The 4,963-nt window shown below is 69.4% G+C and carries 4 protein-coding genes and 1 pseudogene; 1 reads left to right on the plus strand and 4 read right to left on the minus strand.

Annotated features, from left to right (window positions below; translation table 11 throughout):
• The 4 genes from AC1DHD_RS14315 to AC1DHD_RS14330 form a co-directional block, all read right to left on the minus strand.
• A partial coding sequence (locus AC1DHD_RS14315; protein ID WP_476880351.1) for a glycosyltransferase family 39 protein occupies positions 1-574 on the minus strand: 574 nt, incomplete at its 3' end.
• Positions 575-1,939 carry a bifunctional glycosyltransferase family 2/GtrA family protein gene (locus AC1DHD_RS14320; RefSeq protein ID WP_476880352.1) on the minus strand — a complete coding sequence of 455 codons (1,365 nt, stop codon included), beginning with the start codon at positions 1,937-1,939 and terminating at the stop codon, positions 575-577. It lies immediately after the preceding gene.
• An 80-nt stretch (positions 1,940-2,019) separates the two neighbouring features.
• Entirely contained in the window at positions 2,020-3,573 is a 1,554-nt protein-coding gene (locus AC1DHD_RS14325) for a HAMP domain-containing sensor histidine kinase (RefSeq protein WP_476880353.1), read from the minus strand.
• A 21-nt stretch (positions 3,574-3,594) separates the two neighbouring features.
• Positions 3,595-4,335 (minus strand): response regulator transcription factor, encoded by a 741-nt coding sequence (locus tag AC1DHD_RS14330; protein WP_476880354.1) that lies wholly within the window; start codon positions 4,333-4,335, stop codon positions 3,595-3,597.
• 198 nt (positions 4,336-4,533) lie between these two features.
• On the opposite strand from AC1DHD_RS14330, the pseudogene AC1DHD_RS14335 reads away from it, so the two are divergent.
• A pseudogene (locus AC1DHD_RS14335) lies at positions 4,534-4,963 on the plus strand (hypothetical protein); the annotation flags it as partial.

The raw sequence follows: 4,963 nt of genomic DNA on the forward strand, positions 1-4,963 counted from the left end.
GCACCAGGCAGAGGGTGAGCATGGCATCGGGGTTGTTGAAGCGGAACATCAGGGCGGCCACGGGGGTCAGGGCCAGGGCGCCGCCGGCCAGCAGGCCGGCGGCCGGGCCGGAGACGCGCTTGACGGCCAGATAGAGAACGCCGACGGCGGCCACGCCCATCAGCGCCTGGGGGATGAGCATGCTCAACGCAGAGAAGCCAAAAATCCGTCCGGACAGGGCCGGGATCCAGAGGGCCGCCGGCGGCTTGTCCACGGTGATGGCGTTGCCGGCGTCGAGGGAACCGAACAGCAAGGCGGTCCAGTCCTTCGTGCCCGCCTGGATGGCCGCGGCGTAGAAGGAGTTGGCGTAGCCGGTSGCTTCGAGGTTCCACAGGTAGAGGGCCTCGGTGAGGAGCAGCAACAGGGCCGCCGAGGGCCGCACCCAGCGCGGTTGGGCCCCGAAGAGCAAACGCCCGCGGCGGTTCTGGACCCCGCCCGGGGGCAGATCGGCGGGCCGGGGCGCCCGGGCGGTCTGCGCCGGGGGAGCGGGGACGCCGTTGGTGGTTTCGGCGGCGGGGCTAATGGTTGCGGTCATTTACTTGGCCGTTTCTGTGCTGGGGAGGGGAAGGGCAGGGTCGCCAGCCGGAGCGGGCACCGGGACGGTCCGGTGGCGGAAGACCACCAGCCGGAAAAGCAGGAACTTTACGGCGGTGGCGGCGAGGTTGGCCGCGGTGACGGTGGCCAGCTCCAGCCACCGGTCGGTCGTGCCGGACATGCCGTGCACCAGGGCCAGTGCGCCCGAGGTGAGGGCCAGCCCGATCCCGAAGACCAGCAGGCCCTCGAAGTGGTGGCGCGCGGCCTGGCTGCTGCCCTGGATGCCGAACGTAAACCGCCGGTTGGCGGCCGTATTAGCCACGGCGGTGCTGAGGAGCGCCAGGAAGTTCGCCAGCTGGGGGTTCATGAGACCGCGGCACAACAAGAAGATGAGCAGGTAGGCCAGGGTGGAGGCCACCCCGATGCTGCCGAACCGCACCAGTTGACCGAACAGGCTCCCGCCGGGGCTTTGTTCCTGCGCCCGGGACGACGCCGGCAGTGGTCCGCGGGCCAGGGCGGCGCGGAGCTCGGGAACCGGAATGCGGCCCGAGAGCAGGTCCCGGCTGAGGCGGGCCATCCCGCGCAGGTCGGCGAGGGCCGTCTGGACGATGTCCACGCTCGAATCTGGATCGTCGGTCCAGTCAACGGGGACTTCATGGACCCGAAGGCCGCACTTTTCGGCCAGGACTAACAGCTCGGTGTCAAAGAACCACGCGTTGTCCAGCGTGTGCGGCAGCAGCTGCCGGGCCACGTCGGCCCTGATCGCTTTGAATCCACACTGCGCGTCGCTGAAATGCGCGCCCATCAGGGACTGCAACAGGAGGTTGTAGCCGCGTGAGATAAATTCGCGCTTCGGCCCGCGGACCACCCGCGAGTTACGGGTCAGCCGGGTCCCGATCGCCAGGTCCGAGTGGCCCGAAATCAGCGGGGCCAGCAGCGGGCCCAGCGCCGCGAGGTCGGTGGACAGGTCCACGTCCATGTAGGCCAGAACGGGCGACGAAGAAGCCAGCCACACCTTCCGCAGGGCATTCCCGCGGCCCTTTTCGGCCATGTGGACCACCGTCACTTCGCGTAGTTCGCGGGCCACGCGCTCCGCTGTCTGGAGTGTGCCGTCGGTGCTGGCGTTGTCCGCCACCGTGATCCGGAACGAGTGCGGGAACGAGCCCCGCAGATACGCGTGGAGCCGGCGCAGACAGGCTTCGAGGTCGCGTTCCTCATTGAAAACGGGAATGGTGACGTCCAGCAGCGGACTGCTGGTACGCGGGACGATAGCTGCGCGCCGGGTGCCGGGGCCGGTCAACACCGGGCCRGSCGGCGTCGCCGKGGAGTGGGGCWGKGKTCCTGGGGCCTGGTCTGTGAACGTCATGGTTCCACTTTTCAGGCCGCCCATTAGAGGGCTTTAGGGTCAAGCTGTGCTGGGGCTGTGGAAGTCCGGGCCGCGGCGGATTACGACGACGGCGGCACTGCCGGAAGGCGGACGGCGAACTCGGTCCGTCCGGGCCGGGACGAGACTTCGACGGTGCCGCCGTGGGCCGCGACAATCGACTGCACAATGGACAGCCCCAGGCCGCTGGTGCCCTCGGACGCCGTGGCGGCGACCGCCGTCGTGCCCCGCCCGGGCAACGAAACCGCGGGCGCCGCAGCGGTAGACACAGCCGCCGTGGCCGGGTTGGCGCGGGAGGCGTCGGCCCGGGCGAAGCGCGCGAAGACCCGGCCGATGAATTCGGGGGCGATGCCGTTGCCGTTATCCGTCACGGTGACCACGGCGCTGCCGTCCGCTGAGCGCATCACACCGGTGACCACCTTCGTCCCGGGGTCCGTGTGTTTGCGCGCGTTGGAGAGCAGGTTGGCGAGGACCTGGTGGAGCTGGGTGGCGTCGCCGCGGACCACCACGGGTTCGTCCGGGAGCTCGAGCTGCCAGCGGCGGTCGGGGGCCATGACCTTTTCGTCGCTCACCGTTTCCACGGCCAGCTGGGTGAGGTCGACGTCGGTGATCTTCAGCGGCTGCCCCTCGTCCAGCCGGGCCAGCAGCAGCAGATCCTCCACGAGGGTGGTCATCCGCTCGGACTGGCTCTGGACGCGGGCCAGGGATTTCGCGCCGTCGGGCGAGAAGTGTTCGGTCATGCGCATCAGTTCGGTGTAGCCGCGGATGGCGGTCAGCGGGGTGCGGAGTTCGTGCGAGGCGTCGGCCACGAACTGCCGGACCTTCATCTCGCTCTCCTGCCGCGCTTCGAGGGCGTTGGAGACGTTGTCCAGCATCTGGTTCAGCGCGTGCCCCACGCTGCCCACTTCCGTTCCCGGATGGGCGGCCGACGCCGGGACGCGTACCCCCAGCGCCACCTCGCCGGCGTCCAGAGGCAGGCGGGAGACTTTAGTGGCCACCTCGGAGAGCTGCTCGAGCGGCTTCATGGTGCGCCGGATGATGGCGGTGCCGGCCAGGCCGATCAGCACGAGGCCGCCGGCGGACACAATGGCGAGGGTCCAGACCAGCGAGGCCAGGGTGTTTTGTTTTTCCTCCAGCGGCAGTCCGGTGACAATGATGTCCCCGTAAGGGGCGCGGACGGCCGTGAGCCGGTAGGCGCCTGCCGACAGGCTTCGTTCCACCGGGATGCCGTCCGGGGTTAGTGCCAGGAGGACCGCATTGTCATCGGGGGAGAGGCTCTTGCGGGTGGCGTCCCCGGCCAAAAACCCCGGGTTGCTGACCGTGCCGTTGGCGATCCGGGCGTTCAGCGTCCCGATGCCCTGGCCGCGCGCCTCCAGCGGGTCGGGCCGGCGGCCGGAGTCGTCCGGGACCGGCCGGCCGAACTCGCTGGCGCGGTGGGAGGCCTGGGCCAGCTGGGTATCGAGCTGCCGGGTCAGGAACACGTCCATGGAGGCGTAGCTGACCACGCCTACGGCCCCGCAGATCGCCACCAGCAACGCCATGGCCACCAGGACCAGGCGGGTGCGCAAATGCCAGGTGGACGGGTTCCGCCAGTCGCGGCCGGGCGTTGGCGTCACGCCGGAAAGGGTAGGCACGGATCAGTCCGCCGGTTTCAGGACGTAGCCGGCGCCGCGCACGGTGTGGATCATGGGTGCGTGGTTGGCGTCGATTTTCTTGCGCAGGTAGGAGATGTAGAGCTCGACAATGTTCGCCTGGCCGCCGAAATCGTAGTCCCAGACGCGGTCCAGGATCTGGGCCTTGCTGATGACCCGTTTGGGGTTTTCCATGAGGTAGCGCAGCAGATCAAACTGGGTTGCGGTCAGGTGCAGTTCCTCGCCGGCCCGGGTGACGTCGCGGGTATCGACATTGAGCACCAGATCGCCCACGACCAGCTCGGCGGTGTCCATGGCCGCCACCCCGGAGCGCTGCACCAGCCGGTGCAGCCGCAGGAGTACCTCTTCCATGCTGAACGGCTTGGTGACGTAGTCGTCGCCGCCCGCCGCGAGGCCGGTGATACGGTCCTGCACCGCATCCTTTGCCGTCAGGAACAGTGCGGGAACTTCCGGTGCGAAGGCCCGGATGCGGCTGAGGAGTTCGACGCCGTCGAACCCCGGCAGCATCACGTCCAGCACCAGGACATCGGGCCGGAAGTCCTTGGCCAGTTTGACCGCCGTCGGCCCGTCACCGGCGACGGCCACGGACCAGCCCGCCATCCGCAGGCCCATGCTCATGAGCTCGGAGAGGCTGGGCTCGTCGTCCACCACCAGCGCGCGGATCGGCGAGCCGTCCGGGTGCGTGAGCTGGGGAAGGTTGTTGGTGGTGGAGTGCGAAGTGGCCATGGAACGACTCTCCGATCTGCCGTTAGGGGGCGGCTTTAGGAACCCTGTGCGGCACCTGTGAATCCCAGACTACCGATCTGGATGCCCCGCGCAGCGGCGAAAGGTCACAGGCGTGGCCTTCGGACCGCACAGCCCCGGCACAGGATCGCTCAGCACTCTGGGGTGGACATGATCAAGCACCCTGACAGGAGTAACACCATGAGCGGTCAGCACCCCGGAACCGGACCCCGGCCCGTCCCCGAACACCACTCCGGACACAGTTCCCAGCACAGCCTCGAGCACGGCTCCGACACCCCGCCCCAGGCCGCACCGGCACCCGTGACCACTCCCTACGCAACACAGGATTACGCAACCGGGGATCACGCAACACGGGGGTACGCAACGGGGGAGCCGGTTTTCCAAGGCCCGCATCCCGACCCGGCCCAGGCCCCGGGGTGGGGTGCCCCGCCCCAGCCGGGTTGGGGTGGCCCGGCCACCGCGGCCCAAGCCCCCGCTCCCGGGTGGGGTGCACCGGCAGGACCCGCCGCACACGCCCCGGCCGGCAAGCAGTGGACCGTCAAGCGTGGCGTGGCTGTCGCGGGGGCGGCCGTGGTCCTCGCAGCCGGAGCCGGAGTGGGGGTCTACGCCC

Source organism: Arthrobacter sp. 05L45_2, assembly GCF_056397525.1.